This window comes from Nonomuraea sp. NPDC004702 (assembly GCF_053601695.1).
Genome location: NZ_JBSGCE010000004.1, coordinates 297,676 through 323,405, shown reverse-complemented (window position 1 = coordinate 323,405; position 25,730 = coordinate 297,676). Strand labels below are relative to the sequence as shown.

The following is a 25,730-nucleotide window of genomic DNA, read 5'->3' as shown; positions in this document are numbered from 1 at the left end:
TCTACGGGGAAGATGATCAATGCCCTGACCTGCGACACCAAGGTTTACCTAAGTGGGGGATTGTCATGCGTCGTACTGGGCGCCCAGGGCGCGCAGGCGGGCGTGGGCGTCCTCGTACACCGAGGGGGCGCCCAGGTAGGTCTTGGGCAGCTTGGCGACCATGGTGTAGTTGGTGTCGCACACGTTCCCGACCGGCGCCTGGCCGGCCTGGCTGACGAGCTGGTACGCGTCCAGCGTGTCGAGCCCGGTCAGCTCCGACGTCCAGGTCACCAGGTCGTGCTGGCTGATGCGGTAGGCGTCCTCCAGGGGCCTGGCCGAGCCGGTGGACATCAGGTGCAGGTCGTCCTCCAGCCGGGGCCACGGCGTGGCCACGCCCTTGATCAGCTCGACCGCGACCACCGTGTTCATGGCCGACTCCACGGCCGTGCCGCAGACCTCGCCGTGCCCCTGCAGGCCGTGGCCGTCGCCGATCGAGAACATGCCGCCCTCGACGTTGACGCCCAGGTAGACGGTGACGCCGGCGCGCAGCTCCGGGGTGTCCATGTTGCCGCCGTGCGCGTCGGGGGTGATGGTCATGCGGGCCTCGTTCGCGCCCGGGGCCACGCCCACCGTGCCGTGCATCGGGTCGAGCGGCAGCGCGACGCTGAAGTCGCTGTTGCGCGCGTGGTAGACGGCCACGCCCTTGTCCACGTCGATGTCGTAGCGCCAGACCCGCTCCTCCAGCGGCGGCTGGAGCGTCGCCGTGGTGTGGGTGCCGGTCAGCGCGCCGAAGTGCGGGAACGTGGTGGAGACCGCCCAGTCGCGGGCCGGGGTGATCTTGACGAAGTGCAGCGCCAGCGTGTCGCCCGGCTCGGCCCCCTCCAAGTGGAAGGGACCGGTGACGGGGTTCAGGTACGGGAACTCGCAGACCCGCGACGGCAGGTCCTCCACGGTCCGCACCCGGCCGCCGAAGCAGTCCTCGGTGTACAGCTCCAGCACCGTGCCGGGCCGCACCCTGCCCAGGGCGGCACGGCCGCCGAAGGTGTAACTGAGCTCCTCCGGCGTGGGGTGGTAGGAGACGACGTTCACTTGACCTCCGAGGGAAGAACGGGCCTGCGGCCGACGAGATAGCTGACACCCAGGATGACCAGCCCGACCGCCAGCCAGATCAGGCCGACCGTCTGGGTCACCAGCTTGGTGTTGTACACCACGGCGGCCAGGACGAGGAAGCCGATCGCCGGCGCGACCACGTGCGCCCACACGTTCCCGCTGCGCCTGCGGAACCAGTGGTGGACGACGACGGCCACGTGCAGGATCAGGAAGGCGGTCATCGCGCCGAAGTTCACGAGCTGGCTGAGCAGCGGGATGCCGTAGTTCTCCAGGCTGCTCATGTAGAGGCCGATGCCCAGCGACAACACGGCGACGGCCAGCGTGGCGTTCACCGGCACCTTGTGCTTGGGGTGGACCTTGGCCAGGAACGAGGGGAGCATGCGGTCGCGGGCCATCGCGAACAGCAGCCGCGAGGTGGCCGCCTGGGCGACCAGCGAGTTGGCGAAGCCCCAGGCGATCGCGGTGGCGACGGCGGTCAGCACGCTCAGCCAGTGGCCGCCGGCGAACTCCGCCATGCGGTAGAAGGCGTCACCGTTCTCGTCGCCCTTGGCGATCAGCTGCGCGCGGTCCGGCATGAGCAGCGCCGCGACCCACGTCTGCGCCACGAACAGCACCGCGGCCAGTCCGAGCGCCGCCACCATCGAACGGCCGAGCCGCCTGCCGTCCTCCTTGTTCTCCTCGGCCAGCGTCGAGATGCCGTCGAAGCCGAGGAAGGACAGCACCGCCGTGGCCGCCGCGCCGAACACCAGCGTCCAGGTGAACGTCGAGGGCTCGAAGATCGGCGTGAACGCGCCCGCCTGGGCCTTGCCCTGCGCCAGGGCGATGCCGCCGACCACCAGGAAGATCGCCAGCACGGCCAGCTCGGCGACCAGCATCACCCGCGTGATGCGCGCGGTCATCTGGATGCCCATGTAGTTGACGGCCGTGTTGAGCAGCACGAAGATGACCAGCCAGCCCCAGACCGGGATGCCGGGCACGAACGAGTTCATGGCCAGGCTGGCGATGAGGTAGAGCAGCGACGGCACCAGGATGTAGTCGAGCAGGATCGCCCATCCGGCGATGAACCCGACCGGCGCCGAGATGCCGCGCCCGGCGTAGGTGTAGACGGAGCCCGCCATGGGGAACGCCTGGGCCATCTGCGAGTACGACAGCGCCGTGAACGCCATGGCGACCAGGCCGATGATGTAGGCCAGCGCGACCATGCCGCCGGACGACTGGAACACGCCGCCGAAGATGCCGAACGGTGCGATCGGCACCATGAAGATCAGGCCATAGATCATCAGGTCGGCGAAGCCCAGAGAGCGTTTGAGCTCTTGGCGGTAGCCGAACTGCTCAACGGTGCTCATGTTGCGCGGCTCCTTGTTGAGGTTGGGGGGCGTTTCGCACCTTAGAGCCAAAGCTTTCTAGTGAAAAGGTTTCTCAAGCAAGAAATCCAGGCCGTCCGCCCTGCCGAGGTGCACCGTGCGCCGCACCTGCCGGTTCAGCAGCGTGAGCGGGCCGCGCGCGCTGACGATCGTGGTGCCGTCGGCCACCGCGTCGAGGGCGGGGACGGCCAGGCTGCCCGCCCGCGCGGAGAGGGCGGCGAGCATCGCGACGGCCTCGTAGCAGCCATGGCCGTGGGCGTTGAGCATGGGGGCGTGCGGGCCGAAGCGTTTGGCGTACCGCTCGGCGAAGTGCAGGCTGGCCTCGGTCGGCAGGTCGCGGAAGTAGCCCATCGACGCGTAGAGCTCGCCGGTGCCGTCGCCGCCGATGCCGAGCAGCCCGTGCTCCTCCAGCGCCCCGCACAGCCGGGCCGCGCCGAGGCCGGCGGCCGCGTAGGCCCGGTTGAAGGCGACCAGGTCGCTGCCGATCAGCGTGAGCAGGATCGCGTCGGGGTGGGCGTCGGCGATCCGGCCGAGCCAGGAGGCCGCCTCGCCGTACCGGACGAACGCCTCGCCGACGACGGTCGCGCCGCGCGCCCGCAACCGGCGGCGGGCGCCCGCGTGCACCAGGCGGGGCCAGACGTAGTCGTTGCCCAGCAGGTACCAGCGGCGTGCCCGGTGGACGCTGACCAGCCATTCGATGCCCGGTTCGAGCTGCCTGCCGGGGGTCTCGCCGAGGAAGTAGACGCCCGGCGCGTGCCCTCCGCCCTCGTACGGCGGCGCGTACACGAACGGGACCCGCCCGCCGATCGCCGCGACCACGTCGATCCGCACGTCGCTCGCGTGCGTGCCCACCACCGCCTCGACCGTGCCGGACGCCACCAGGCCGGCCACCTCGGCCGCCACCTCGCGCCCCGGCCGCCCGCCGTCGACCAGCACCAGCTCGATCTGCCTGCCGAGCACGCCGCCCCGGGCGTCGACCTCCTCGGCGGCCAGCACCGCGCAGTTGATCGCGCACGGCCCCACCAGCCCGAGCACCCCCGACACGGGCACGACCAGGCCGATCCGGACCGCGTCCGAGGGGATGAGCCGGGCCTCGAAAGGATCGACGATCGCCGCCACGCCGACGAGTATCCTCCGAACTAGCTCTCCGGTGAAAGGACCTGATCTCTCATGGCTAAATCCGGGCTGGGGTCCTCACTCGCGTACGTGCTCAGCCGCGCCGAACGCGAGGTCACGCGCGGCCTGGCGGCGACCCTGGCCGGCGAGGACGTCACCGTCGAGCAGTGGCGCATCCTGCGCGCGCTGGCCGACGGCCGCGGCCACTCGATGGGGGAGCTGGCCGAGGCGGTGCTCATGCCGCACCCGACGCTCACCAAGGCGGTCGACCGGCTGATCGACCGGGCGCTGGTCCACCGGGGCGCGTCGGCGGGCGACCGGCGGCGGGTGGCGGTGTTCCTGGCCGACCGGGGGCGCGACCTGCTGGCCCGGGTGGACGGCGCGGTGGCCGACCACCACCGGGCCGTCGCCGCCGCGTTCGGCCAGGAGCGCACCGAGCGGCTGATGCGCGAGCTTGAAGAGCTGGCCGCGGCCCTCGACCGGGCCTCGGCGCAGGCGCCGGCCCCCGTCAGTCCAGCCAGTACGTGTCGTGGCGGATGAAGAACTCGGCCTTCTCCTCCTCGCTCTTGCCGGCCAGGTCGAGCAGCCCCTCGAAGTAGCCCTCGCGAGGGGCGCCGGGGGCGAAGTGCAGCAGCATGGTCGCGGGCTCGCCCGACTCGTTGCGGAAGGCGTGCACGCCGCCCTCGGGCACGTGCACCCAGTCGCCGGGGCGGGTGTCGATCCAGCGGCTGCCGTCGTAGATCCGCACCGATCCGTCGAGGATGTAGAACGACTCGGAGATCGACTTGTGGAAGTGGGGGCTCGGGCCGGACGGCTCGGGCCCCATCACCCAGCGGTAGAGCCCGAACTGGCCGTTGGTGGTGGCCCCGGTGGCCAGGTAGTGGGCGGTGTTGCCGGTCGGGTAGGTCAGCTCGGGGGCGTGCTCGTAGGGGCGGTACGTGGCGGACAGCTCGCCTTTGTCGCCCGAATAGCGTGGTTCCGGATAGGTCATGAGGCCATCCTGCCCGACCCGTCCGCGATCAGCTCTCGCGGTTCTTCCCGTCGTGGCCGGACCACAGCAGCAACGCCAGGCCCGCGACCGCGAGCCCCAGGTAGGCCGCCAGCGGCAGCTCCACGAACCGCCCCACGAACCCCCACTCCGTGTCGAACCAGACGCGCCCGGCGAACCCGCCGAGTCCCTGGATGATGGCCATGACCCCGATGAAACCCCTCATGACCACGACCGTCGCAGAACGGGACCCGCCCCGGCATCCGACCTTGGGCGGGTCACGTGCGACCAAAGTAGGTCAGGGGTAGAGGCCCCGCATGCTGTGGGCCTCGGCGACCCGGCCCACGCCGATCACGTGCGCCGCCTCCCGCAGCGTCAGCCCGCGCTCGGCGGACATCGACTTGACCTCGGCGAAGGCGCCCTCCATCAGGTCGCGCAGCTTCACCTCGACCTCACGGGAGCTCCAGGAGAAGGCCTGCATGTTCTGCACCCACTCCAGGTAGGACACGATCACCCCGCCCGCGTTGGCCAGGATGTCCGGCACGACGGTGGTGCCGTTCGCGGCCAGGATCTCGTCGGCCTCCGGCGTGGTGGGGCCGTTGGCGCCCTCCACGATCAGCCGGGCGCGCACGCGGGGCGCGTTCGCCTCGGTGATCACGCCTTCGAGCGCGGCCGGGACGAGCACGTCCACGTCCAGCTCGAACAGGTCGTCGTGGGCCATGGCGTCGGCGTGCGGGTAGCCGGCCACGCCGCCGGTCTCGGCCACCCAGGCGCGCACGCGGGCGACGTCGAGGCCGCCGGGCGCGTAGAGCGCGCCGGTGACGTCGGAGACGGCGACGACCTTGCAGCCCTCGTCGGACAGGTACTGCGCGGCCAGCGCGCCCACCTTGCCGAAGCCCTGCACGGCGACCGTGACGCCCTCCGGCGAGCGCCCGAGCGCGGCCAGGGCCGCGATCTGCACGCCGCGCGAGGTCGAGCCGGTGCGGCCGAGCGAGCCGCCGAGCGTCATCGGCTTGCCGGTGACCACGCCGGGCACCGAGTAGCCGGCGTTGACGCTGTAGGTGTCCATGATCCAGGCCATGGTCTGCTCGTCGGTGCCGACGTCGGGGGCCGGGATGTCCTTCTCCGGGCCGATCAGCGGCAGGATCTCGTTGACGTAGCGGCGGGTGAGCCGTTCGAGCTCGATCGTGGTCAGCGCGCCCGGGTCCACGGCCACGCCGCCCTTGGCGCCGCCGTACGGGATGCCGACCAGCGCGCACTTCCACGTCATCCACATCGCCAGGGCGGTGACCTCGTGGATGTCGGTGCTGGGATGAAAGCGGATGCCGCCCTTGGCGGGGCCGCGCGAGACGTTGTGCTGGACGCGGTAGCCCTGGACGACGTCCATGCGTCCGTCCTCGCGGCGCACCGGGACCGAGACGGTCAGCGAGCGGCGGGGCGTGGCCAGCATCGTGCGGAGGCCGTCGTCGAGCCCGAGGTGGGCGGCGGCCTGGTTGAGTTGGTGAAGAGCGGAGTCGAGCGCCTGTTGACCAGGTGTGATCAGCGCCGGCGTCTTTGACGGCACCATGATGCTCATGGTCGAGTTTCCTCCTGTATGCGCGCCCATTTTGTGGGAGAAGGCGCCGTTGCCTTCCCTCTTGGGCGTGTTGTCTCGATCATCCTAGGCCGGGCAGTTTGACCTTGCCTAGGTTATGAAGGGATATCCAAGCCGTTGATCAACGTGCTGGGAACGTGCCACTCTGGCAGGCTATCGAGCGAGAGTGTGCCGAATCGTCGAAAACCGGAGGGTTGGATGCCCGCACTCGTGGTTGGGCCGATGTTGCGTCACGTCGACTCGGTCAGTGCCTCGATCTGGGTGGAGACCAGCGAGCCCTGCACGGTCACCGTCGAGACGGCAGGCGGGGCTTATCGGTCGCCCACCTTCACCGTGCACGGTCACCACTACGCGATCGTGGATCTCGTTGACCTGTCCCAGGATATCGCCTCCTATTCCGTCAGCCTCGACGGGGACCAGGTCTGGCCGCTGGCGGGTCGCCCGGCCAGCCGGGTGCGGCTGCTGCCCGCCGAAGGGCCCCGCAGGCTGGCGTTCGGGTCGTGCCGCACGAGCGTGCCGCACGACTCGGCCCACGTCCGCACCCACGGCGACGACGTGCTGCGCGCCTATGGCGTGAGCCTCATGCGCGCCGACGAGGAGGAGTGGCCCGACCTGCTGCTGCTCCTCGGCGACCAGGTCTACGCCGACAGCCCCTCGCCCCAGATGCTCGACTACATCCAGGCGCGCAGGACCACCGAGCCGCAGGGCGAGATCGCCGACTACGAGGAGTACGCCGAGCTCTACCGCCAGGCGTGGACCGACCCGGAGATCCGCTGGCTGCTGTCCACCGTGCCCACCGCCATGATCTTCGACGACCACGACCTGCGCGACGACTGGAACACCTCCCAGCCCTGGCGGGAGAAGATGGCCCTGACGAGCTGGTGGCCGCGCCGCGTGGTCGCCGGGCTCGGCGCCTACTTCGTCTACCAGCACCTCGGCAACCTGACGCCGGCCGAGCGCGCGGCCGACCCGCTGGTGCGCGAGCTCACCGAGGGCGGCGGCGACGGCGGCCCGGCCCTCGACGCCTTCGCCGCCAAGGCCGACGCCGAGCCGAGCAGCAACCGCTGGAGCTACACCCGCGACCTCGGGCACACCCGGCTCATCATGATCGACACCCGGTGCGCCAGGCAGCTCACCCCCGGCGACCGGCGCATGCTCGACCCCGAGGAGTGGGCCTGGCTCCAGGAGCAGGCCGCCGCGCCGGCCGAGCGGCTGGTCATCGGCTCCTCGATCCCCTTCCTGCTGCCCGAGGGCGTGCACGGCGTCCAGAACTGGAACGAGGCGCTGTGCGACGGCAAGTGGGGCCGTACGGTGCAGCGGTGGTCGGAGCAGCTGCGCCAGGCCGTCGACCTGGAGCACTGGGCGGCCTTCCGGCGCTCGTTCGAGGACCTGGGCAGGCTGCTGGTCCGGCTCGGCAAGCCGGCGGTGATCCTGTCCGGCGACGTCCACTACTCCTACCTGGCCAAGGCCTCGGCCGGGCAGATCTACCAGGTCGTCTGCTCGCCGATCCGCAACCCGCTCAGCCGGCTGCTGCGCTGGGCCAACGTGCTCACCCAGTTCGGGCTGGCGACGCTGGTGGGCGGCCTGCTGGCGCGGCTGGCCGGCATCCCGCGCCCGCCGTTCCGCTGGCGGGTGACCAAGGGCCCGCTGTTCCAGAACGCGCTGGCCACGCTGACCTTCCCCGACACGATCACCTGGTACGAGTCGGCGGGCGACGGTGTCAGGCCGATCGACTCGGCCCGGCTGGCGTAGAAATGACCCATGACTGATGACCAGTACTCCAGGGCCGTGCCGTTCTACGACCTGTGGCACGAGGACGGGCACGTCCCCGAGATCCGCGAGTCGCTCCCGCCCCTGCTGAAGGGGGTGCGGGGCGGCGTCATGGAGATCGGCGCGGGCACCGGCCTGATCACCGAGGTGATCGTGCGCGCGACGGAGGGCGAGGTGTACGCCGTCGAGCCGGCGCCGGCCATGCGGTCGGTGCTGCTGTCGCGGCTGGCCGCCGGCGAGCAGGCCCGGCGCCGGGTCACCGTGCTGGCCTGCGGGGCGCTCGACGTCGATGTGGAGGAGCCGGTCGAGGCCGTTGTGATGATCTCGGTGCTGCAGGCGTTCCCGGCCGGGCGGCGGGAGGAGTTGTGGCGGGTGCTGGCCAGGCAGCTCGAACCGGGCGGGCTGCTGCTGTTCAACTGGCGCGAGCGGCCCGCGCCCACGCCGGGTGAGCTGGAGCTCATGGGGTCCTACCAGGTCGGGCGGCACGCCTACGAGGTCTGGGGCCAGGTGCTCGACGTCACCGGCGAGACCGTGCGCTCCCGCTTCCTCTACCGGATCAGGCAGCGCGGCGTGGTGATCAGCGAGGACGAGGTGACCAGCGAGGCCCACCGGCCCGGCGGCGACCGGCTCGCCGCCGAGCTGACGGCGGCCGGGTTCGTCGGGGACGAGGCCCCCGACGGCCTGTCCGCCTGGCGAAAGCGGCGAAAGGCGGCATAGCCCGAAAAAGGTGGAACCGGGCTTCCGGGTGCGGCCAACAACAGGGTGACCGCATGAGAGAGGACCGGATGTGGTGAGTGTCGAGGACACAACCGCAACGCTGGATGACTCGACCCTGATCGGGCATTCGCTGAGCGATCCTGAGCGTTTCGCCGCGCTGTTCGACCGGCACGCCGACGAGATCCACAGGTACGCCGCCCGCCGCCTGGGCGTCGAGCTGGCCGACGACGTGACGGGGGAGGTGTTCCTCGTCGCCTTCCGCGGCCGCGGCCGCTACGACCGCACCCTGCCCGACGCCCGTCCCTGGCTGTACGGCATCGCCACCAAGGTCGTGTCCCAGCACCGCAGGGCCGAACGGCGGCGCACCGCGGCCATGGCCAGGGTCGGCGCCGAGCGTCCGGGCACGTTCGACGAGCGCAGCGCCGACCGGGTCACCGCCGAGCAGCTCCAGCCTCGCCTGGCCAGGGCGCTGACCAGGCTCAACGCGGGCGAGCGCGACCTGCTGCTGCTCGTGGCGTGGGCCGACCTGACCTACGAGGACGCCGCGCGCGCCCTCGGGGTGCCCGTCGGCACCGTCCGGTCCAGGCTGCACCGGCTCCGCGTCAAGGTACGCAGGGCGCTCGGCGGCATCGATCCCTTCGCAGAGGAGCCCCAGCATGGATGACGAGATCCGGACGTTCGCCGACGGCAGGCCGCCGGCGCCGCCGTACGAGCCGCAGGCCCGCGCGCGGGCCAGGGAACGACTGCTGGCCGAGGCGCGCGGCGGGCGACGCCTGCGGCTGCCCAGGCTCGGCTGGCAGACGGCCGCGGCCTTCGGCGCCACGGTGGTCCTGGTCGGCGGCGTGGCGGTGGCGCTGTCCGGCCAGGGCGGGACGGACGCCCGTCCGGCCACCTCCGTGATGCTGTCGGCCGGCGAGCTGAACCCCCGGCCGGACCAGTTCATCCTGATCGAGTCCGACACCATGTACGGCTCGCAGTCGATCGACAGCTCCGGCGCGCAGAGCCGCTACCTCTACCGCCAGCACCGCAGGATCTGGAAGTCCGTGGACGGCAGCAAGGACGGCCTGCTGCAGATCGAGGGCCGCGAGCCGCGCCCCTGGCCGGGCGAGCCGCTGCCGGCGGACGCCACGAGCCGGCGGGGCAGCGAGTGGAGCCGGCTGGCCTCCTGCCCCGACCTGCGCGGCCCCTACCGCGACGACTACGCCTACCTGAGCACGCTCCCGGCCGACGCCACGGCCATGCGCGACCGCCTCTACCAGTCGGCCCCCAAGGGCGACAAGGACGTCGATCCCGACGCCGTCGCCTTCACCCGCGCCGGCGACCTCGTCAGGGAGAACTACCTGCCCAAGGCGCAGCGGGACGCCCTGTTCGAGGCGGTGAAGGCGATCCCCGGAGTCGAGGCGGCCGAGGGCGTCGCCGACTCCTCGGGACGCGTGGGCGTGGCGCTGGGCCGGGTCGCCGACCGGGGCGTGCGCGAGGAGCTGATCTTCGATCCGGCCGGGCACACGTTCCTGGGCGAGCGGCAGGTCGTGGTCGACGCCAAGGCGGGCGCGCCCAAGGACAGCGTCGTGGCGTTGACGGCCCAGCTCGACGTCTCCGTGGTGGACGCCCTGCCGGAGGCCCCCGACGCCGCGGCCGACGCGAGCTGCATGCCGCAGACCCAGGCCCCCACGCCCATACCGTCGGAGTCCGGCTCGACGGCGGAGAAGCTGCCGACGGCCGAGGCGACGATCACGTTCACCCCGGAGCCGACCAGCGTGCCCGCGGTCGAGCCGACCGCCGAGCCGGAGCCGACGGTGACGCGTACCGTCACCCTTACCCCGATGGAGAGCGCCCCCGCCGGTTCGTGACCCCCAGCAGGCCCACAGGGCGCGCCGTCACGGCGGCGCGCCCGCGCAGGGTCGGCGGCCGCTTCCTGGAGGGCCGCCGGCCGTGGTACGGCGGGCGGCCCGACCAGGCGAAGCCGTAGGAGACCTAGAGCTCTTCGAGGACGGCGGCGAGCTGGTCGACCGCCCAGACCAGGTCCTCCTCGGAGATCACGATCGGCGGCGCGAGCCGGATCGTGGACCCGTGGGTGTCCTTGGCGAGCACGCCGCGCGCCATCAGCGCCTTGGAGACCTCGCGCCCGGTGCCGAGGGCCGGGTCGATGTCCACGCCCGCCCACAGCCCGCGCCCGCGCACCGCCACCACGCCCTTGCCGGCCAGCTCGCGCAGCCGCGCGTGCAGCACCTCGCCGAGCCGGGCGGCCCTGGCCTGGAACTCGCCGGTGTTCAGGATGTCGATGACGGCGATGCCGACCGCGCAGGCCAGCGGGTTGCCGCCGAACGTGGACCCGTGCTGGCCCGGCTTGATGACCCCGAGGACGTCCTCGTCCGCGGCGATGGCCGAGACCGGCACCACGCCGCCGCCGAGCGCCTTGCCCAGGATGTAGACGTCGGGGACGACGTTCTCGTGGTCGCAGGCGAACGTGCGGCCGGTGCGCCCGAGGCCCGACTGGATCTCGTCGGCGATCATCAGCACGTTGTTCTCGGTGCAGATGCGCCGGACCTCGGTCAGGTAGCCGTCCGGCGGCACCAGCACGCCCGCCTCGCCCTGGATCGGCTCGACGAGCACGGCCACGGTGTTGTCGTCGATCGCCTCCCTGATCGCCTCGGCCGAGCCGTAGCGGACGATCTTGAACCCGGGCGTGTACGGCCCGAACCCGTCGTGCGCGTCGGGGTCGGTGGAGAAGCTGATGATCGTGGTGGTGCGGCCGTGGAAGTTGTCCTCCATCACGATGATGTTGGCCTGCTCCGGCGCGACGCCCTTGACCTCGTAGCCCCACTTGCGGGCCACCTTGATCGCGGTCTCGACGGCCTCGGCGCCGGTGTTCATCGGCAGGATCATGTCCTTGCCGGTGAGGTCGCCGAGCCCGGCGCAGAACTGGGCGAACTGGTCGTGGTAGAAGGCCCGGCTGGTCAGCGTGAGGTTCTTCAGCTGCTCCTGGGCGGCCTCGATGATCTTCGGGTTGCCGTGGCCGAAGTTCAGTGACGAGTAGCCCGACAGGCAGTCGAGATAGCGCTTGCCCTCGACGTCGGTGACCCACGCGCCGTGCGCCTCGTGGATGACCACGGGCAGCGGATGGTAGTTGTGCGCGCTGCGGCGCTCGCTTACTTCGATCAGCTCTGCGCTGGTGCTCATGTTACTTCTCCCCCCTGATCTCCAGTGTGCAGCACTTGGGACCGCCGCCCGCCTTGCGCAGCTCCGACAGCTCGACCGGGATCACCTCGTAGCCGTGCCGCTTGAGCTCCAGCTGGAGCCCGGACGCCTCGGAGTTGATCACCACGTTCCGGCCGTCGCTGACCGCGTTGAGGCCGAGCACCTCGGCGTCCTCGGCGGTCGCGATCACCGCGTCCGGGAACATCGCGCGCAGCACCTCCTGGCTGCCCTGGGAGAAGGCGCCGGGGTAGTAGGCGACGTTGCGGCCGTCGAGCGGGAACAGCGCGGTGTCCAGGTGGTAGAAGCGCGGGTCGACCAGCTTCAGCGAGACGACCGGGCGGCCCAGGTACTCCTGCGCCTCCTGGTGGGCGACCACGTCGGTGCGGAAGCCGGTGCCGGCCAGGATGACGTCGTCGAGGGTGAGGAAGTCGCCCTCGCCCTCGTTGACGTGCGTGGGCTCCAGCGTCGGGTAGCCGCGCTCGACGAACCAGCGCAGGTAGGCCGGGCCCTCGGGGCCGCGCTCGGGGAAGGTGAAGCGGGCGCCGTAGACCCGGCCGCCGACGACCAGCGCGCCGTTGGCGGCGAACACCATGTCCGGCAGGCCCTCGATCGGGTCGATGAGGCTGACCTGGTGCCCGAGCTCCTCGTACGCCGACTTCAGCCCCTCCCACTGCCGGATCGCCACCTCACGGTCGGCGCCGGCCTCGGGGTCCATCCACGGGTTGATGGCGTACTCGACCGCGAAGTAGTCCGGGCGGCACATGAGGAAGTGTTTGGGCATGCAGGGCTCCGTCGTCGTCAGTTCAGGGGAAGTTCCCGTGTCGGGGGAGACGGGGACAGCCTAAGAATTGACGTTTGCGCAGGCCAAGCGGTGCGCATTGCGCGTTGGCGCAGGTCTGTTGCGTCTATCGGCCAGCGACGTGCGATCCGTTGCGCGAGTCCGTCAGGGCGGCTCCCGGCGGGATGTCCACCAGCCGCGACAGCACGATCGAGCTCTTGGTCCGCACCACGAAAGCCTCCGCCGCGATGCGCTCGATGACCCGCTCGACGTGCCGCACGTCGGTGGCCCTGATGTGCAGCAGCGCGTCGGCCTCGCCGGTGATCGTGGCCGCCGCCACCACCTCGGGGAACCTGGCCACGGCCAGGGCGATGTCCGACGGCTTGGTCTTGCCCTGGCAGAACAGCTCGACGTACGCCTCGGTGGTCCAACCGAGGGCCTGCGGCGCGACCCGCGCGCTGAAGCCGGTGATCGCCCCGCTCTTCTGCAGCCGGTCGACCCGCCGCTTGACGGCCGACGCGCTCAGCCCCACCTGCTGGCCGATGTCCGCGTAGGTCGCGCGGGCGTCGTCGACGAGCGCCGCGATGATGTCACGATCGAGCCGGTCCAGTTCCACGGGCTCTGTATACCGCCTGGCCAGGCTGGCGCGCGACGAGCGCCGCGCGGGAGACTGGGCGTTCGGTCCACTGCCGGAGGATTGCCGCCACATGAATATCGCACGTTTTCCCGAGGGTTTCGTCTGGGGGGTCTCGACGTCGGCCTTCCAGATCGAGGGCGGCACGGCCGCCGACGGCCGCGGGCCGTCCATTTGGGACGCCTTCGCCGGTGGCCCGCCCGACGCCTGCGACCATTACCACCGATATCGCGAGGACGTCTCGCTGATGAAAGAGCTGGGAATGGCCGCGTACCGGTTCTCGGTGAGCTGGCCGCGCATTCTTCCGGACGGCTCGGGAAAGGTGAACACGGCCGGTCTCGACTTTTATCAGCGGCTGGTCGACGCGCTGCTGGAGGCGGGCATCACGCCGTTGGCCACCCTTTATCACTGGGATCTGCCGCAGGCGCTGGAGGAGCGCGGCGGATGGCCGTCCCGCGACACCGCCCGCTGTTTCGCGGACTACGCGGCGATCGTGGCCGAGCGGCTCGGCGACCGGGTCGGCACCTGGTTCACCGTGAACGAGCCGTGGGTGGCGGCCTTCGTCGGCCACGGCTCGGGCGTGCACGCGCCGGGCCGCCGGTCGGCCGCCGAGGCGTTCAGGAGCGCCCACCACCTGCTGCTCGCCCACGGCCTGGGCGCCCAGGCCCTGCGCGCCGCCGGGGCCGCCGAGGTGGGGGCCGTGCTCAACTTCTCGCCCGTGCTGACGCCGGCCCAGGTCGGCGACTTCGACCGGCCGCTGTCGGAGGAGGACGCCGAGGCCGTGGCCAGGATCGACGCGCTCGTCCACCGGCAGTTCCTCGACCCGATGCTGCGCGGCGCCTACCCCGCCGACCTGCTGCCGGTCATCGAGGAGCACGCCGGGCTCGGGCACGTCCACGACGGCGACCTGGCCGACATCGCCCAGCCGCTCGACCTGCTCGGCGTCAACTACTACGCGCCGGCCGTCGTCCAGGCGCAGCCCGGCGAACCGGCCGACCCGGCTTATCCGGGAAGCGCGGGCGTGCTTTTCAGCACCATTCCCACGGCGGTCACCGCGATGGGCTGGCCGATCGTCCCGAACGCCCTGTCGCTGTTACTGCGGCGGCTCGCCGGCGAATATCCGGAACTCGAACTGATGATCACCGAGAATGGCGCGGACTTCGTCGACACGGTCACTCCCGACGGCATTCACGACGTCGATCGCGTGCATTTCATCGAGGAACACCTGCGGGCCCTGCGGACCGCCGTCGAGGAGGGCGCCAACGTCCGCGGATATCTCGCCTGGACGCTGCTGGACAATCTCGAATGGGCCGAGGGGTACCGGCGCAAGTTCGGCCTCGTGCACGTCGACTTCGACACCCAGCGCAGGCGGCCCAAGGACAGCGCATTGTGGTACCGCGACGTCATCAGGCGCAACGGCCTGACCGAGGCCCCGCCCAGGCGTCCCACGCTGGAGACGGTGGCCGCCCGCGCCCGCGTCTCCCGGGCCACGGTCTCCCGCGTCGTCAACGGCGAGGCGTCGGTCAGCCCCGAGGTGCGCTCCACGGTCCTGCGGGCCGTCAAGGAGCTCGGCTACGTGCCCAACGCCGCCGCCCGCAGCCTGGTGACGCGGCGCACCGACACCGTCGCGCTCGTGCTGTCGGCCCCCAGGCGCGCCGCCGACCCGATGGTCGCGGCCGTCGTCCAGTACGTGACGAGCCTGCTGGAGGGCGCGGGCAAGCAGATCACCCTCATGCTCGCCGACACCGCCGACAGCCGGCGCCGCATCGTCCGGCACGCCGAGGCGCGCCTGGTGGACGGCGTCGTCCTGCTGCCGCCCGAGCGGGGCGACACCCTGGCCGAACGGCTCTCGCGCACCGGCGTGCCGCTCGTGCTGCTGGGCCGGCCGCCGGTCGCCTCGCTGGTGCCGTACGTGGACGCCGACAACGCCGCGGGCGCGGCGGCGGCCACCGAGCACCTGCTGGCCACCGGCCGCCGCCGGATCGGCATGATCTGCGGCCCGATGGACCTGGTCGCCACTCAGGACCGGCTCGCCGGCCACCGCGCGGCCCTCGACCGCGCCGGGCTGCGACCCAGACTGGCGATCGGCGACCTGACCCGGGCCTCCGGCACGGCGGCGGCCGGCCAGCTCCTCGGCGACGCCCCCGACCTGGACGCGATCTTCGCGGCCGACGACCAGATGGCGATCGGCGCCCTGTCGGCCGCCCGCGCCGCGGGCCGGCGGGTGCCCGACGACCTGGCGATCGTGGGCTTCGACGACATCGACGCCGCCTCGGCCACCACCCCGGCCCTCACCACCGTCCGGGTGCCCGTGACCGAGCAGGCGCTGGCGCTGGCGCGGCTGCTGCTGTCGCGGCTGGAGGGCCGGAGCACCACGCCGGTCGTCCTGCCCACCCGGCTGATCGTGCGGGAGTCGGCCTAGATCTGCCGCTCGAACAGGCTCGGGAAGACCTTGGACACCTTCGACAGCAGGTACTCGCCGTAGGTGCCGGTGAAGTCGACCTGGCCGTCCCAGCGCTCGCCGGCGGCGTAGGGGAGGGGCGGCACCACGCTGTCCCAGCCGGGGTCGAAGAAGAACGGGTAGCTCAGGCGCTCGTTGCCGCTGCGGTTGCGCACGCGGTGCGGGGTCGAGCGGTAGCGGCCGCCCGTGAGCTTGTCGAGCATGTCGCCGATGTTGCAGACGAACGTGCCCGGCAGCGGCGGCGCCTCGATCCAGCCGTCCGCCGTCCGGACCTGGAGGCCGCCGTTGGCGTCCTGGAGGAGCAGGGTGAGCAGGCCGTAGTCGGTGTGCTCGCCCACGCCCCAGGTCTCGTCGTCGTCCGGGGGCGCGGGCGGGTAGTGGAAGATGCGGAACAGGACGGTCGGGTCGGCGGTGTAGCCGGTGCGGAAGTAGCCCTCGTCCAGGCCCAGGCTGAGCGCGATCCCCGACATGACCGCCTGCGCGACCCCCGTCATCGTGTCCAGGTAGGCGAGCACGGCCTCGCGCAGCTCGGGCACCTGGACCGGGAACTGGTTGGGGCCGTGCAGCGGGAGCGGACCGGGCGGCTCCTCGGCGCCGAAGTAGACGCCCTCCTTCAGGTCCGGACGCCCCGAGGTCAGCTCGCCGCCCACCGGGAAGAAGCCGCGCCAGGCCGGGCCGCCGCGGTCCATCGAGATCTCGTCCTTGACCTCCTCGGGCAGCGCGAAGAAGCGCCTGGCGGCGGCGTCGAGCCGATCGAGGAGCTCCTGCGGCACGCCGTGCCCGCGGACGTAGAAGAAGCCGCTGTCCCGGCAGGCGGCGCCGATCGCCGCGCCGACGGCCTGCCTGTCGCCGCCCGGGGTGTCGCCGAGCAAGGGGGAGATGTCGATCACCGGCAATTCGCGCACCGTCTCATTGTCCCCCAGCCCGGGGGCGGCGGGCCGGGCCCTGGGTACGCCCGCCGCCCCCGAGGAAGGCCCTGAGAGGTCTAGGTCGTCGAGAAGGTGAACCAGTTGACGTTGACGAAGTCGGCGGGCTGGCCGCTGCTGAAGGTCAGGTAGACGGTGTGCGTCCCGGTCACCCCGCTGATGTTGGCGGGGACCGTGCGCCAGCTCTGCCAGCCGCCCGTATTGGCCAGCGCGAAGTCGCCGATCGGCGGGGCGGACGGGCTGTCCAGCCGCACCTGCACCAGCCCGCTCACGCCGGCCGCCGCCCCTGACGCCACCCTGGCCTTGAACTGGCGGGCGGGCTCGGAGCCGAAGTTCACCCCGTCGTAGCGCAGCCAGTCGCCGTTCGCGATGGCGCCGACGTTCTGACCGCCGCCGGTGTCAGTGGTGGTCTCGACGATGGTGCCCGACTGGGCCTGGTAGCGCTCGGCCTGGATGGTGGAGCGCGCGTCCACGCCGCCCGGGACGGTCGGGGTCGCCGTCGGTGTGGAGACCGTGCCGCTCTGCCAGACGGCCACGTAGTCCACCAGCAGCGGGTGGCCGGGGACGGTCGCCGCCGTCGGCGTGCCGGTGCCGGCCAGGGCGTTGGGGAACGCGCCGCCCATGGCCAGGTTGAGCAGCAGGAAGTAGCCGCCGTGCCCGGTCATGTTGGTCCAGGTGGTGGCGTCGAGCTGGTTCTGGCTCACGCTGTGGAACTGCTGGCCGTCGACGTACCAGCGGAGCTGGTTCGGGCTGGCGGCGCGGTCCCACTCGAAGCGGTAGGTGTGGAAGGCCGACTGGCAGGACGATCCGGGGCAGGCCCGGCTCGCGCCCAGGCCGGTCGTCTCGTTGCAGGGCCCGCCGGGGCTGACGCCGCAGTGGAGCACGCCCCACACCGAGTTGATGCCGTTGACGTTCTCCATGATGTCGAACTCGCCGATGCCCGGCCAGTTCCAGTAGTTCCCCCGGTACGGCGCCCCGAGCGCCCAGAACGCCGGCCAGTAGCCGAGCGCCGCCTGCCCGGTCACGTCCGGCATCTGGATCCGGCCCTCGATCCGCAGGACGCGCCCGGCGGCCGGCTTGAAGTCGGCCCGCCTGGTCTCGATGCGGGCCGAGGTCCACTCGCCCGAGCCGCTGCGCAGGGGCGTGATGCGCAGGTTGCCGGAGCCGTCGAGGCTGACGTTGGAGGTGCTGGAGGTGTAGTTCTGGATCTCGCCGGTGCCCCAGTTGCCCGGCCCGCCGGGGTAGCCGTGCCCGGTGTCGATGATCCACTCGGCGGACGAGGGCGGCGTGCCCGCCGAGCCGTTGAAGTCGTCGGACCAGACCAGCGACCAGCCGGACGGCGTGGACGGCACGGACGCCGAGGCGCTGACGGCCACTTTGACGAGCAGGCCGGTGAGTGCCACGAGCACCACCGCCACGGCCACCAGGCGGCGCCTGTGCCGGATCTCTGTTGTCATCCCTGCTCCATGGGGGGTGGTGGAGTCGAGTGAGAGAGCGCTCTCTTGACGCGACGTAAACACGCTGCTGACCGCGTGTCAATATGGGAGAGCGCTCTAGAGCAGGTCGACGGACGACGTTCCGGCGGCCTCGAACGCCGCCCGCCAGAAGCTCTCCAGCAGCAGGAACCGGTCGGGGTCGGACTTCTTCGCCCGCAGGAATCCGTGCACCACCACCGCGTACCCGGACAGGTCGGGCAGCAGCCGCGCGTCCCGCAGTTCCTCGATCTTCCGGCCGCGGGCGGCCTCGCTCAGGTCCAGCTCGCCGACGTCCAGGTCGCCGTGGTCGTTGAGCAGGTCGCTGAACACGATGAGCCGGTGCTCCCTGTCCGGCTGCCGCAGCGCGCCGAGCTGCTTGACCGCGTACCGCAGGGCGCCCAGGACGTCCGAGCCCCGGCCCTCCTTGGGGCAGTCGAGCAGCTCGGCCGCCCGGGGGAGCACCTGCGTGATCCGGCGGGCCCTGACCCGGTCCTCGACCGCGGGGTCGTCGCCGGGGTTCTCGGTGCGGGTGGCGGCGATGGGCACCGGGTCCTCGCGGCACGCGCTGCTCTCCGAGTCGCCGGTCACCGCCGCGAAGCCGATCCAGTCGCAGCCCTTGGCGAACCCCGGCAACTCGGATTCGACGTCGTTCCCGGCGGTCACCGGGTCGGCGTAGCCCGTCGAGTCGACGACCGCGCCGCACACCGGGCCCGGATCCGTGCCGCACCCGCTCACCGGGCCCGCGGCCAGCGCCAGCACCACCACGACCCGCCCGGACAGGCCCGTCATCGGCGCCCTCCGGCCGGGGAAGTCGGCGCGCCCGTCCGGCGGGTTTCCTCGGCTGAACGGCCGCGACAAGAACGCCATCCGCGTCTCCTGGCTCCGGCCGGACCGGACCTCGGCTCGAATGTCCCTGAATTTCAGACTAGTCCGTCATGTCCTTTTTCGGCGGGGCGAATCGGCGCCCGCACGCGAAACGGCGGCCACCGGCGCCCTGATCGGGAGCCCGTGACCGCCGTCGTGTCCGGAGGGGGAGGTGGCCGCTCAGCCCTTCTCCGCCTCGCCGGTGGCCTGTTCGAGCGCGTCCTCGGGCGAGGCCTCAAGGTCCTGCTCGGCGTCGGCGCCGGCCTGCGCAGAGGCCTTGTCCAGGCGCACCCAGCTCGTCACGCTCTCCACCGCGAACAGCACGAACAGGTACGCCGTCAGCACCGCGAGCACCGGCGTCAGCCAGCCCAGCGCCGCACCGGCACCGATGATCAGCAGGCGCAGCTCCCAGCCGAGCCCCGCGTGGAACACCCACGCGGGCGGCCAGATGCTCTGCCGGGTGCGGTAGACGGTGTCGTAGGTGTGGTAGCCCACGACGTAGACCAGCACGAACAGCAGCCACTTCGGCGCGCCGGCGGCCAGGCCGATCGCGATCATGGCGAGGAACTCGGTGCCGCGCAGCAGCGGCGGGGTGAGCCAGTCGAAGCGGCCGAGGTGGTCGCGCGGCGCGGTCGGCAGCACGAGCAGCAGCGTGATGGCCACCGGTACGAGCAGCAGCGGCCCCTTGTCGGGCAGCCCGACGACGGTGACGGCGACGACGGCGAGCAGCGCCACGAGCGTGGCGGGCACGGGCGGCAGGCCCTTGCCCAGCTTGCCCGCGAGGGCGTGCACGAGCGGGCCGTCGTCGCGGTAGGCGAGCAGGCGGGCGGTCTGGATGCGGCGGCGTTCCTCGTCGGGGTCCGGCGTGGGGGTGGCCATGGCCTGCGGTTGAGTGATCATACGAGCGACCTCATGAGGCGTCCGGTGAGGGTGTAGGCGGCGGCGACGGAGCCCCAGATCACGAGGGTGAGGAAAGTGATCCGGGCGTCGAAGAGGGCGGCGGTGATCGCGATGGCCGCGAACCGCTCGCCGATGGGGAACACGATCATCTTCCGCGCCCAGTGGACCGCGCGGAACTTGCCCGCCCTGGTCCACATCTTGAGCACGCCGCGCAGGCCCTGGCTGCGCTCGACCTTGCGCCGCTCCAGCGCCCTGCGCAGGTCGCGGTCGTCGGGGGCGTCGAGCGGGAGGGTGGGGAGCTGCCCGGGCGGCTTGCGCCGGTTGGAGATGCCGAAGGAGAAGTCGAGCAGGTGGCGTACGGACTGGAGCCCGATGGCGGCCAGCGCCAGGATCCAGATGTCGTCGCCGTTGCCCGAGACGACCCAGCCGACGGCCAGGCCGGCGAAGACCACGTATTCCTTGAAGCGGTCGAAGGTGGCGTCGAGCCAGGCCCCCAGCACGCCGAACTTGCGGGCGTACCGGGCCACCTGTCCGTCGACGCAGTCGAAGACGAAGGCGAAGTAGATCAGCAGGCCGCCGGCGACCATCCACGGCCGGTCGCCGGTGGCGAAGCAGGCGGCGGCGGCCACGCCGAGCATGATCGAGATCAGCGTCACCTGGTTGGGCGTGAGCCCGCGCCGCGCCGCCCAGCGGGCGATGAAGCGCGAGTAGGTGGAGACGAAGTAGGTGGTGAAGAAGCCGTCGGCGCCCTTGACCGCGTTGTTGAGCCGGGCGCGGTCCTCGTTCATGCCGGCCATCTCGGCACCGGCCTCGTTGACCTCCTCCGGCGTGCTCACCCGGCGGTAGAACAGGTCGCGGCGGCCGCGCACGCCGACCGACACGCCGTTGCGCACCAGGCCGAACACCACGAGCTGGACGAGGTCGTCGTCCGCGCCGAAGCGGTCGGCCATGAGGGCCAGCTCGCGGCAGGTCTGCGCGAGCACGGGGGCGTTGCGGGCGCTGATGTGCAGCGGGCCGAGCAGCACCGCGTTGGGCCTGGTCACCGCGTGGTTGGCGGTGCCGACCGACACGACGCGCGACTTGCCGACGCGCGCGCGCACCGGCAGCCCTTCGAGCCGGCCGTAACCGATCTCCGGGTCGGCCTCGTCGATCGGTACGGTGTCCTCCTGCGCCTCCTCGGTCACCTCCAGACGCGGCTCCTTGGCCACGAGCGCCAGCGCGCCGCGCTTGGCCTTGGTGATCTGGTAGATCAGCTCGTCGTGGACGACCGAGTTCTGGGGGATGATGAAGAGGCTCTCCGTTGCCGATTCTGCGACGTCGGCCAGGGCGCGAAGGGCGGCGGCCACGTCACCGGTCTCGATCGTGGCGGGCCGCGGGTCATAGGAGACGAGCTGGCTGCGCAGCCGCTCGGCCACGGTGGGATTGCCGGGCAGCGCGGCCAGCCTCAGGCCGGTCGGAGAGGTGTCGGGGCCGGGCGAAGAGCCCAGCAGGACCACGCGGGTCATGACTCCCTTTCGAGGCAGTAGCGGGGGGTTGAACAACGGGTGATGCGGGGACAGACGTCAAAGTCTAGTGACGGCAGGGCAAACTCGCGTCACCAGAGCATGCCCGGAACATGCCGCGCGTGCGGCCGTAAGATGGGCAAGTGAGTCTCTACCGCGACGAAGGCGTCGTCCTGCGGACGCAGAAACTCGGTGAGGCCGATCGCATCGTCACCGTTCTGGCCAAGCGCACCGGCAAGATCCGGGCGGTGGCCAGGGGCGTGCGCCGCACCAAGTCACGCTTCGGCGCGCGGCTGGAGCCGTTCACGCACGTCGACCTCCAGCTCCACACCGGCCGCACGCTCGACGTGATCACCCAGGCGGAGACCATCAGGCCCTACGGCGAGGCGCTGGCCGTCGACTACCCCCGTTACACCGCCGGCAGCGCCATGCTGGAGACGGCCGACCGGCTGACCCACGGCGAGAAGGAGCCGGCGCTGCGGCAGTTCCTGCTGCTGGTCGGCGGCCTGCGCACGCTGTCCGAACGCGCCCATGAGGCCAGGCTGGTGCTCGACGCGTACTTCCTGCGCTCGCTGGCGGTGGCCGGTTACGCGCCCGCGCTGGAGGCGTGCGCCAAGTGCCAGGCCCCGGCGGTCAGGGCCTTCGCCATCGTCGCGGGCGGCGTGGTGTGCGGGGCGTGCCGTCCGGCGGGCTCGGCGGTGCCGGCGGGGGAGACGATCGGGCTCATGACGGCGCTGCTGCGCGGCGACTGGGCCACCGCCGACGCCTCGGAGTCGCGCCACCGCAGCGAGTGCAGCGGTCTGGTGGCCGCATATCTGCAATGGCATCTGGAACACGGAATACGCTCTCTGCGACACGTCGAAAGGGAGCATGCGTGAACGTCCGGCCTCCGACCCCTCATCCGTCAGGCGCCACCCCGCCGCCGATCCCGCGTGACCTCGTGCCCCGGCACGTCGCCATCGTGATGGACGGCAACGGCCGCTGGGCCAAGGCGCGCGGCCTGCCGCGCACCGAAGGGCACAAGGCGGGCGAGTCCTCGCTGTTCGACGTCATCGAGGGGGCCCTTGAGCTGGGCGTCCCCTACCTGAGCGCCTACGCCTTCTCCACGGAGAACTGGAAGCGCTCGCCCGACGAGGTGCGCTTCCTGATGGGCTTCAACCGCGACGTCATCAGGCGGCGGCGCGACGAGCTCAACGCCATGGGCGTGCGGGTGCGCTGGGCGGGCCGGCCGGGCCGGCTGTGGAAGAGCGTGATCTCCGAGCTGCAGAGCGCCGAGGAGATGACCCTCGGCAACAGCAAGCTGACGTTGCAGTTCTGCGTCAACTACGGCGGCCAGGCCGAGATCGTCGACGCGGCGGTCAAGCTGGCGGCCGACATCGCGGCCGGGCGGGTCAAGCCGTCGAAGGTGAGCGAGAAGGTGTTCGCGCGCTACCTCGACGAGCCGGAGATCCCGCCGGTCGACCTGTTCCTGCGCTCCTCGGGCGAGCAGCGTTTCTCGAACTTCCTGCTGTGGCAGTCGGCCTACGCCGAGATGGTCTTCCTCGACCGGCTCTGGCCCGACTTCGACCGCCGCGACCTGTGGGCGGCGTGCGAGATCTACGCCAAGCGCGACCGCCGCTACGGCGGCGCGATCCCCAACGAGGTCACCGGCGCCTAGCGAAACCCCGGGGTTCCCCCCTGCTGAGCTGCCGCGCTGGACAGTGACTATACGCCGATATAGCGTCCTACTCGTTCGGGTAGTCAACTGTACGAGCGAACAGTCACGAGGCAGATCATCATGAGGGACGCCATCTCGGTGGCCGCACTCGTCAAGGCGTACGGCCGGACCAGGGCCCTCGACGGGCTCGACCTGAGCGTGCGCACCGGCGAGGTGCACGGCTTCCTGGGCCCCAACGGCGCGGGCAAGAGCACGACCTTCCGGATCCTGCTCGGCCTCGCGCGGGCCGACGCGGGCAGCGTCCGCCTGCTCGGCGGCGACCCCTGGCGCGAGGCCGCCGAGCTCCACCGCCGCCTGGCGTACGTGCCGGGCGACGTCACGCTGTGGCCCGACCTGTCCGGCGGCGAGGTGATCGACCTGCTGGGCCGGCTGCGCGGCGGCCTCGACCGCGGGCGCAGGAAGGACCTGCTCGACCGGTTCGGCCTCGATCCGCGCACGAAGGGCCGGGCCTACTCCAAGGGCAACAGGCAGAAGGTCGCGCTGGTCGCCGCGCTCGCCTCCGACGCCGAGCTGCTGCTGCTCGACGAGCCGACCTCCGGGCTCGACCCGCTCATGGAGGAGACGTTCCGGGAGGTCGTCAGGGAGGAGCGGCGGCGCGGCGACCGTACCGTGCTGCTGTCCAGCCACGTCCTGTCGGAGGTCGAGGCGCTGTGCGACCGGGTCACGATCATCCGCGACGGCCGCGCGGTCGAGAGCGGCACCCTGGCCGGGCTGCGCCACCTGACCCGCACCACCGTGCACGCCGAGCTCGACCGGCCCGCCGAAGGGCTGGCCGGGCTCCCCGGCGTGCACGACCTGCGCGCGGAGGGCGGCCGGGTGCGCTTCGACGTGGACGCCGACGCCCTCGGCCCGGCGCTGCGCAGCCTGACCGCGGCGGGCGTGCGCACCCTGGACAGCCGCCCGCCCACGCTGGAGGAGCTGTTCCTGCGCCACTACGCGGCCGGCCGGCCGGCGGAGGCGGTGCGATGAGCGGCACGTGGACGCTCGTCCGCCTGGCGCTGCGCCGCGAGCGCGCCATCGCCCCCTGGTGGCTCCTGCTGCTGGTGGCCCTGAGCCTGGCCATGGTCGGCTACATCAACCGCAACATGGGCACCTACGAGCTGAAGCTGGCCTACACCGAGGTCGTCCGCCGCTACGCCTTCTTCCGTGCGCTGGGCGGCGGGGTCGTCGAGCCGCGCCTGGAGGTGCTGGCGACCTGGCGCAGCGGCGGCTTCCTCTACGTGATCAACGCGTTCGCCGCCCTGACGGCCGTGATCAGGCACACCCGCCGGGAGGAGGACGCGGGCCGGACCGAGCTGGTCCGCGCGGGCGTGGTGAGCCGCCGGGCGCCGCTCGGCGCGGCCCTGCTGGTGGCCGGGGCGAGCAGCCTGACCGGCGGGGCGCTGACCGCCGCCGCCCTGCTAGCCGCCGGTCTCGAACCCGTCGGCACGCTCGCCTACGGCGCCGCCGTCGTGGTGGCGGGCTGGGTGTTCGCGGGCGTCGGCGCCGTCGCCGCGCAACTGGCGCGCGACGCCCGCACCGCCACGGTCATCGGCCTGTACGCCCTCGGCCTGGCCTACGTCCTGCGCTACGCCGCCGACGCGAGCGACCGGCCGTGGCTGAAGGCCCTGTCGCCGCTCGGCTGGAGCCACCTGGTGGACGCCTACCGGGCCGACCGCTGGTGGCTGCTCGGCGTCTCCACCCTGGCCGCCGGGGGGTTGTGCGCGCTGGCGTACGCGCTGCTCGGCCGCCGGGACCTGGGCTCGGGCGTGCTGCCGGAACGGCCGGGCAAGCAGGAGGCCCCCCGGCTGCGCGGCCCGGTCTCCCTGGCCTGGCGGCTGCACCGCGGCCTGCTGCTGAAGTGGGCGGCGGGGACGGCGGCGTTCGCGGCGATGGGCGGCGCGATGGGCCCGCTGGCCAAGGACGTGCTGGCCCACCCGAGCGTCGTGGTCGCCAACATCACGAACCTGCTCGGCGTCCCCGCGGCGGACGCCCTCGACGGCTACATGTGGTACTACCTGCTGATCCTCGCCTACGGCAGCGCGCTCTACCCGGTGCTCATGGTCGTGCGGCTGCGTACGGAGGAGACCTCGGGCCGCGCCGCCCAGGTGCAGGCCACGCCCCTGACCCGGGTCCGCTGGGCGGCCGGGCACCTGGCGGTGGCCGCGCTCGGCACGGTCGCGCTGCTCGCGCTCGCCGCCCTCGTCTTCAGCGCCGTGTACGCCGCGCTCCTCGGCGACTTCGCCGGCACCGCGCCGCGCTTCCTGGCCGCCGCCCTGAGCCAGGCCCCGGCGGCGTGGTGCGTCGGCGCGGTCTGCGTGGCGGCCTACGGGCTGCTGCCCCGGGCGAGCGTGCCGCTGTGCTGGGCGGCCTGGATCCTGACCGTCCTGCTCGGACAGGTCGTCGCGCCCTTCTACGGGGTGTGGGGCGGCACGCCGTTCGAGCCGTTCCACTACCTGCCGAACATCATGGCGGGGCAGGCGTTCGGCGCGGCGCCGGAGCTGACGCTGCTCGCGCTGACGGCCGCGCTCACGGCCGGCGGGCTGCTCGCCCTGCGGCGGCGCGACGCCGGCTGAGGAGACGTGGCGTCGCGGCGGTATCCGGAATTCTGGCACGAGGGTCAGGCTGAGAGCCGGTGAAGGCGGGTACAACCCGTTC

Annotated in this window: 24 protein-coding genes; 10 read left to right on the top strand and 14 right to left on the bottom strand. The window is 72.1% G+C overall.

Annotated features, from left to right (window positions below; all coding sequences use genetic code 11):
- Positions 1 to 63 precede the first annotated feature (63 nt).
- From ACWEJ6_RS08440 to ACWEJ6_RS08430, 3 genes are read right to left on the bottom strand one after another with little or no spacing between them, the layout of a single operon-like run.
- Entirely contained in the window at positions 64 to 1,068 is a 1,005-nt protein-coding gene (locus tag ACWEJ6_RS08440; protein ID WP_452422393.1) for an acetamidase/formamidase family protein, read from the bottom strand.
- Positions 1,065 to 2,435 (bottom strand): APC family permease, encoded by a 1,371-nt coding sequence (locus ACWEJ6_RS08435; RefSeq protein ID WP_387672543.1) that lies wholly within the window; start codon positions 2,433 to 2,435, stop codon positions 1,065 to 1,067. Before ACWEJ6_RS08435 ends, ACWEJ6_RS08440 begins: the two co-directional genes overlap by 4 nt.
- Positions 2,436 to 2,492: 57 nt before the next feature.
- Positions 2,493 to 3,572: a substrate-binding domain-containing protein gene (locus ACWEJ6_RS08430; RefSeq protein WP_452422391.1), complete on the bottom strand. Its 1,080-nt coding sequence runs from the start codon at positions 3,570 to 3,572 to the stop codon at positions 2,493 to 2,495.
- A gap of 51 nt (positions 3,573 to 3,623) precedes the next feature.
- Here ACWEJ6_RS08430 and ACWEJ6_RS08425 point away from each other — a divergent pair, with 51 nt between their 5' ends.
- Positions 3,624 to 4,109, top strand: a complete 486-nt coding sequence (locus ACWEJ6_RS08425; RefSeq protein WP_452422389.1) for a MarR family winged helix-turn-helix transcriptional regulator — start codon at positions 3,624 to 3,626, stop codon at positions 4,107 to 4,109.
- Here ACWEJ6_RS08425 and ACWEJ6_RS08420 read toward each other — a convergent pair.
- From ACWEJ6_RS08420 to ACWEJ6_RS08410, 3 genes are all read right to left on the bottom strand, one after another.
- On the bottom strand, positions 4,078 to 4,560 hold the full coding sequence (locus ACWEJ6_RS08420; protein WP_358292092.1) for a cupin domain-containing protein: 483 nt from the start codon (positions 4,558 to 4,560) through the stop codon (positions 4,078 to 4,080). The genes ACWEJ6_RS08425 and ACWEJ6_RS08420 overlap by 32 nt on opposite strands.
- A 28-nt stretch (positions 4,561 to 4,588) precedes the next feature.
- Positions 4,589 to 4,783, bottom strand: a complete 195-nt coding sequence (locus ACWEJ6_RS08415; RefSeq protein WP_352323421.1) for a hypothetical protein — start codon at positions 4,781 to 4,783, stop codon at positions 4,589 to 4,591.
- Between the two features lie 72 nt (positions 4,784 to 4,855).
- Entirely contained in the window at positions 4,856 to 6,133 is a 1,278-nt protein-coding gene (locus tag ACWEJ6_RS08410) for a Glu/Leu/Phe/Val family dehydrogenase (RefSeq protein ID WP_358292094.1), read from the bottom strand.
- A 216-nt stretch (positions 6,134 to 6,349) separates the two neighbouring features.
- Here ACWEJ6_RS08410 and ACWEJ6_RS08405 point away from each other — a divergent pair, with 216 nt between their 5' ends.
- The 4 genes from ACWEJ6_RS08405 (at position 6,350) to ACWEJ6_RS08390 (ending at position 10,488) form a co-directional block, all read left to right on the top strand.
- Positions 6,350 to 7,903 carry an alkaline phosphatase D family protein gene (locus tag ACWEJ6_RS08405; protein ID WP_452422386.1) on the top strand — a complete coding sequence of 518 codons (1,554 nt, stop codon included), beginning with the start codon at positions 6,350 to 6,352 and terminating at the stop codon, positions 7,901 to 7,903.
- Positions 7,904 to 7,912: 9 nt separating this feature from the next.
- Positions 7,913 to 8,638: a class I SAM-dependent methyltransferase gene (locus ACWEJ6_RS08400; RefSeq protein ID WP_452422384.1), complete on the top strand. Its 726-nt coding sequence runs from the start codon at positions 7,913 to 7,915 to the stop codon at positions 8,636 to 8,638.
- Between the two features lie 73 nt (positions 8,639 to 8,711).
- Entirely contained in the window at positions 8,712 to 9,302 is a 591-nt protein-coding gene (locus ACWEJ6_RS08395) for an RNA polymerase sigma factor (RefSeq protein WP_452422382.1), read from the top strand.
- The gene (locus tag ACWEJ6_RS08390) at positions 9,295 to 10,488 is read left to right on the top strand and encodes a CU044_5270 family protein (RefSeq protein ID WP_452422380.1); all 1,194 of its coding nucleotides are present in this window, start codon (positions 9,295 to 9,297) and stop codon (positions 10,486 to 10,488) included. The genes ACWEJ6_RS08395 and ACWEJ6_RS08390 overlap by 8 nt, the downstream gene beginning before the upstream one ends.
- A gap of 124 nt (positions 10,489 to 10,612) precedes the next feature.
- Here the strand turns inward: ACWEJ6_RS08390 and rocD are convergent, their stop codons facing one another.
- The 3 genes from rocD to ACWEJ6_RS08375 all read right to left on the bottom strand — a co-directional run bounded on the left by rocD (position 10,613) and on the right by ACWEJ6_RS08375 (position 13,230).
- Positions 10,613 to 11,818 carry an ornithine--oxo-acid transaminase gene (gene rocD / locus ACWEJ6_RS08385; protein WP_387672562.1) on the bottom strand — a complete coding sequence of 402 codons (1,206 nt, stop codon included), beginning with the start codon at positions 11,816 to 11,818 and terminating at the stop codon, positions 10,613 to 10,615.
- A gap of 1 nt (position 11,819) precedes the next feature.
- Positions 11,820 to 12,617, bottom strand: coding sequence for a dimethylargininase (ddaH, locus tag ACWEJ6_RS08380; protein ID WP_352323414.1), 798 nt, complete (start codon positions 12,615 to 12,617; stop codon positions 11,820 to 11,822).
- 124 nt (positions 12,618 to 12,741) lie between these two features.
- The gene (locus ACWEJ6_RS08375; RefSeq protein WP_358292110.1) at positions 12,742 to 13,230 is read right to left on the bottom strand and encodes an Lrp/AsnC family transcriptional regulator; all 489 of its coding nucleotides are present in this window, start codon (positions 13,228 to 13,230) and stop codon (positions 12,742 to 12,744) included.
- Positions 13,231 to 13,321: 91 nt separating this feature from the next.
- Between ACWEJ6_RS08375 and ACWEJ6_RS08370 the strand changes: the two genes are divergently transcribed.
- Complete coding sequence (locus tag ACWEJ6_RS08370; protein ID WP_452422378.1) at positions 13,322 to 15,670, top strand: GH1 family beta-glucosidase; 2,349 nt, start codon at positions 13,322 to 13,324, stop codon at positions 15,668 to 15,670.
- Here the strand turns inward: ACWEJ6_RS08370 and ACWEJ6_RS08365 are convergent.
- The 5 genes from ACWEJ6_RS08365 to ACWEJ6_RS08345 all read right to left on the bottom strand — a co-directional run bounded on the left by ACWEJ6_RS08365 (position 15,667) and on the right by ACWEJ6_RS08345 (position 21,379).
- Positions 15,667 to 16,614, bottom strand: a complete 948-nt coding sequence (locus ACWEJ6_RS08365) for an isopenicillin N synthase family dioxygenase (protein ID WP_452422376.1) — start codon at positions 16,612 to 16,614, stop codon at positions 15,667 to 15,669. The two genes, ACWEJ6_RS08370 and ACWEJ6_RS08365, sit on opposite strands and share 4 nt — an antisense overlap.
- An 80-nt stretch (positions 16,615 to 16,694) precedes the next feature.
- Entirely contained in the window at positions 16,695 to 18,092 is a 1,398-nt protein-coding gene (locus tag ACWEJ6_RS08360) for a glycoside hydrolase family 16 protein (protein WP_452422374.1), read from the bottom strand.
- Positions 18,093 to 18,188: 96 nt separating this feature from the next.
- A complete protein-coding gene (locus tag ACWEJ6_RS08355; protein ID WP_452422372.1) occupies positions 18,189 to 18,977 on the bottom strand; it encodes a hypothetical protein in 789 nt (262 codons plus the stop codon).
- A gap of 177 nt (positions 18,978 to 19,154) precedes the next feature.
- A complete protein-coding gene (locus ACWEJ6_RS08350; RefSeq protein ID WP_352323408.1) occupies positions 19,155 to 19,874 on the bottom strand; it encodes a DUF5941 domain-containing protein in 720 nt (239 codons plus the stop codon).
- Positions 19,871 to 21,379, bottom strand: coding sequence for a CDP-alcohol phosphatidyltransferase family protein (locus tag ACWEJ6_RS08345; protein ID WP_452422369.1), 1,509 nt, complete (start codon positions 21,377 to 21,379; stop codon positions 19,871 to 19,873). The genes ACWEJ6_RS08350 and ACWEJ6_RS08345 overlap by 4 nt, the downstream gene beginning before the upstream one ends.
- Before the next feature lie 140 nt (positions 21,380 to 21,519).
- Between ACWEJ6_RS08345 and recO the strand changes: the two genes are divergently transcribed.
- From recO to ACWEJ6_RS08325, 4 genes are all read left to right on the top strand, one after another.
- A complete protein-coding gene (gene recO / locus ACWEJ6_RS08340; protein WP_352352515.1) occupies positions 21,520 to 22,254 on the top strand; it encodes a DNA repair protein RecO in 735 nt (244 codons plus the stop codon).
- Positions 22,251 to 23,033, top strand: a complete 783-nt coding sequence (locus ACWEJ6_RS08335) for an isoprenyl transferase (protein WP_358292126.1) — start codon at positions 22,251 to 22,253, stop codon at positions 23,031 to 23,033. Before recO ends, ACWEJ6_RS08335 begins: the two co-directional genes overlap by 4 nt.
- 120 nt (positions 23,034 to 23,153) lie before the next feature.
- Positions 23,154 to 24,062 carry an ABC transporter ATP-binding protein gene (locus tag ACWEJ6_RS08330; protein WP_452422367.1) on the top strand — a complete coding sequence of 303 codons (909 nt, stop codon included), beginning with the start codon at positions 23,154 to 23,156 and terminating at the stop codon, positions 24,060 to 24,062.
- Positions 24,059 to 25,648 (top strand): ABC transporter permease, encoded by a 1,590-nt coding sequence (locus ACWEJ6_RS08325; protein ID WP_452422365.1) that lies wholly within the window; start codon positions 24,059 to 24,061, stop codon positions 25,646 to 25,648. The genes ACWEJ6_RS08330 and ACWEJ6_RS08325 overlap by 4 nt, the downstream gene beginning before the upstream one ends.
- Positions 25,649 to 25,730 lie beyond the last annotated feature (82 nt).

Bases quoted from the DNA above. Each gene is read 5' to 3' on its own strand.
- ACWEJ6_RS08420 (WP_358292092.1), bottom strand. From the start codon at position 4,560: ATGACCTATCCGGAACCACGCTATTCGGGCGACAAAGGCGAGCTGTCC.
- ACWEJ6_RS08325 (WP_452422365.1), top strand. From the start codon at position 24,059: ATGAGCGGCACGTGGACGCTCGTCCGCCTGGCGCTGCGCCGCGAGCGC.
- ACWEJ6_RS08405 (WP_452422386.1), top strand. From the start codon at position 6,350: ATGCCCGCACTCGTGGTTGGGCCGATGTTGCGTCACGTCGACTCGGTC.
- ACWEJ6_RS08330 (WP_452422367.1), top strand. From the start codon at position 23,154: ATGAGGGACGCCATCTCGGTGGCCGCACTCGTCAAGGCGTACGGCCGG.
- ACWEJ6_RS08425 (WP_452422389.1), top strand. From the start codon at position 3,624: ATGGCTAAATCCGGGCTGGGGTCCTCACTCGCGTACGTGCTCAGCCGC.
- ACWEJ6_RS08370 (WP_452422378.1), top strand. From the start codon at position 13,322: ATGAATATCGCACGTTTTCCCGAGGGTTTCGTCTGGGGGGTCTCGACG.
- ACWEJ6_RS08415 (WP_352323421.1), bottom strand. From the start codon at position 4,783: ATGAGGGGTTTCATCGGGGTCATGGCCATCATCCAGGGACTCGGCGGG.
- ACWEJ6_RS08400 (WP_452422384.1), top strand. From the start codon at position 7,913: ATGACTGATGACCAGTACTCCAGGGCCGTGCCGTTCTACGACCTGTGG.
- ddaH (WP_352323414.1), bottom strand. From the start codon at position 12,617: ATGCCCAAACACTTCCTCATGTGCCGCCCGGACTACTTCGCGGTCGAG.
- ACWEJ6_RS08410 (WP_358292094.1), bottom strand. From the start codon at position 6,133: ATGAGCATCATGGTGCCGTCAAAGACGCCGGCGCTGATCACACCTGGT.
- ACWEJ6_RS08390 (WP_452422380.1), top strand. From the start codon at position 9,295: ATGGATGACGAGATCCGGACGTTCGCCGACGGCAGGCCGCCGGCGCCG.
- ACWEJ6_RS08350 (WP_352323408.1), bottom strand. From the start codon at position 19,874: ATGATCACTCAACCGCAGGCCATGGCCACCCCCACGCCGGACCCCGAC.
- ACWEJ6_RS08345 (WP_452422369.1), bottom strand. From the start codon at position 21,379: ATGACCCGCGTGGTCCTGCTGGGCTCTTCGCCCGGCCCCGACACCTCT.
- ACWEJ6_RS08360 (WP_452422374.1), bottom strand. From the start codon at position 18,092: ATGACAACAGAGATCCGGCACAGGCGCCGCCTGGTGGCCGTGGCGGTG.
- ACWEJ6_RS08435 (WP_387672543.1), bottom strand. From the start codon at position 2,435: ATGAGCACCGTTGAGCAGTTCGGCTACCGCCAAGAGCTCAAACGCTCT.
- ACWEJ6_RS08355 (WP_452422372.1), bottom strand. From the start codon at position 18,977: ATGGCGTTCTTGTCGCGGCCGTTCAGCCGAGGAAACCCGCCGGACGGG.
- rocD (WP_387672562.1), bottom strand. From the start codon at position 11,818: ATGAGCACCAGCGCAGAGCTGATCGAAGTAAGCGAGCGCCGCAGCGCG.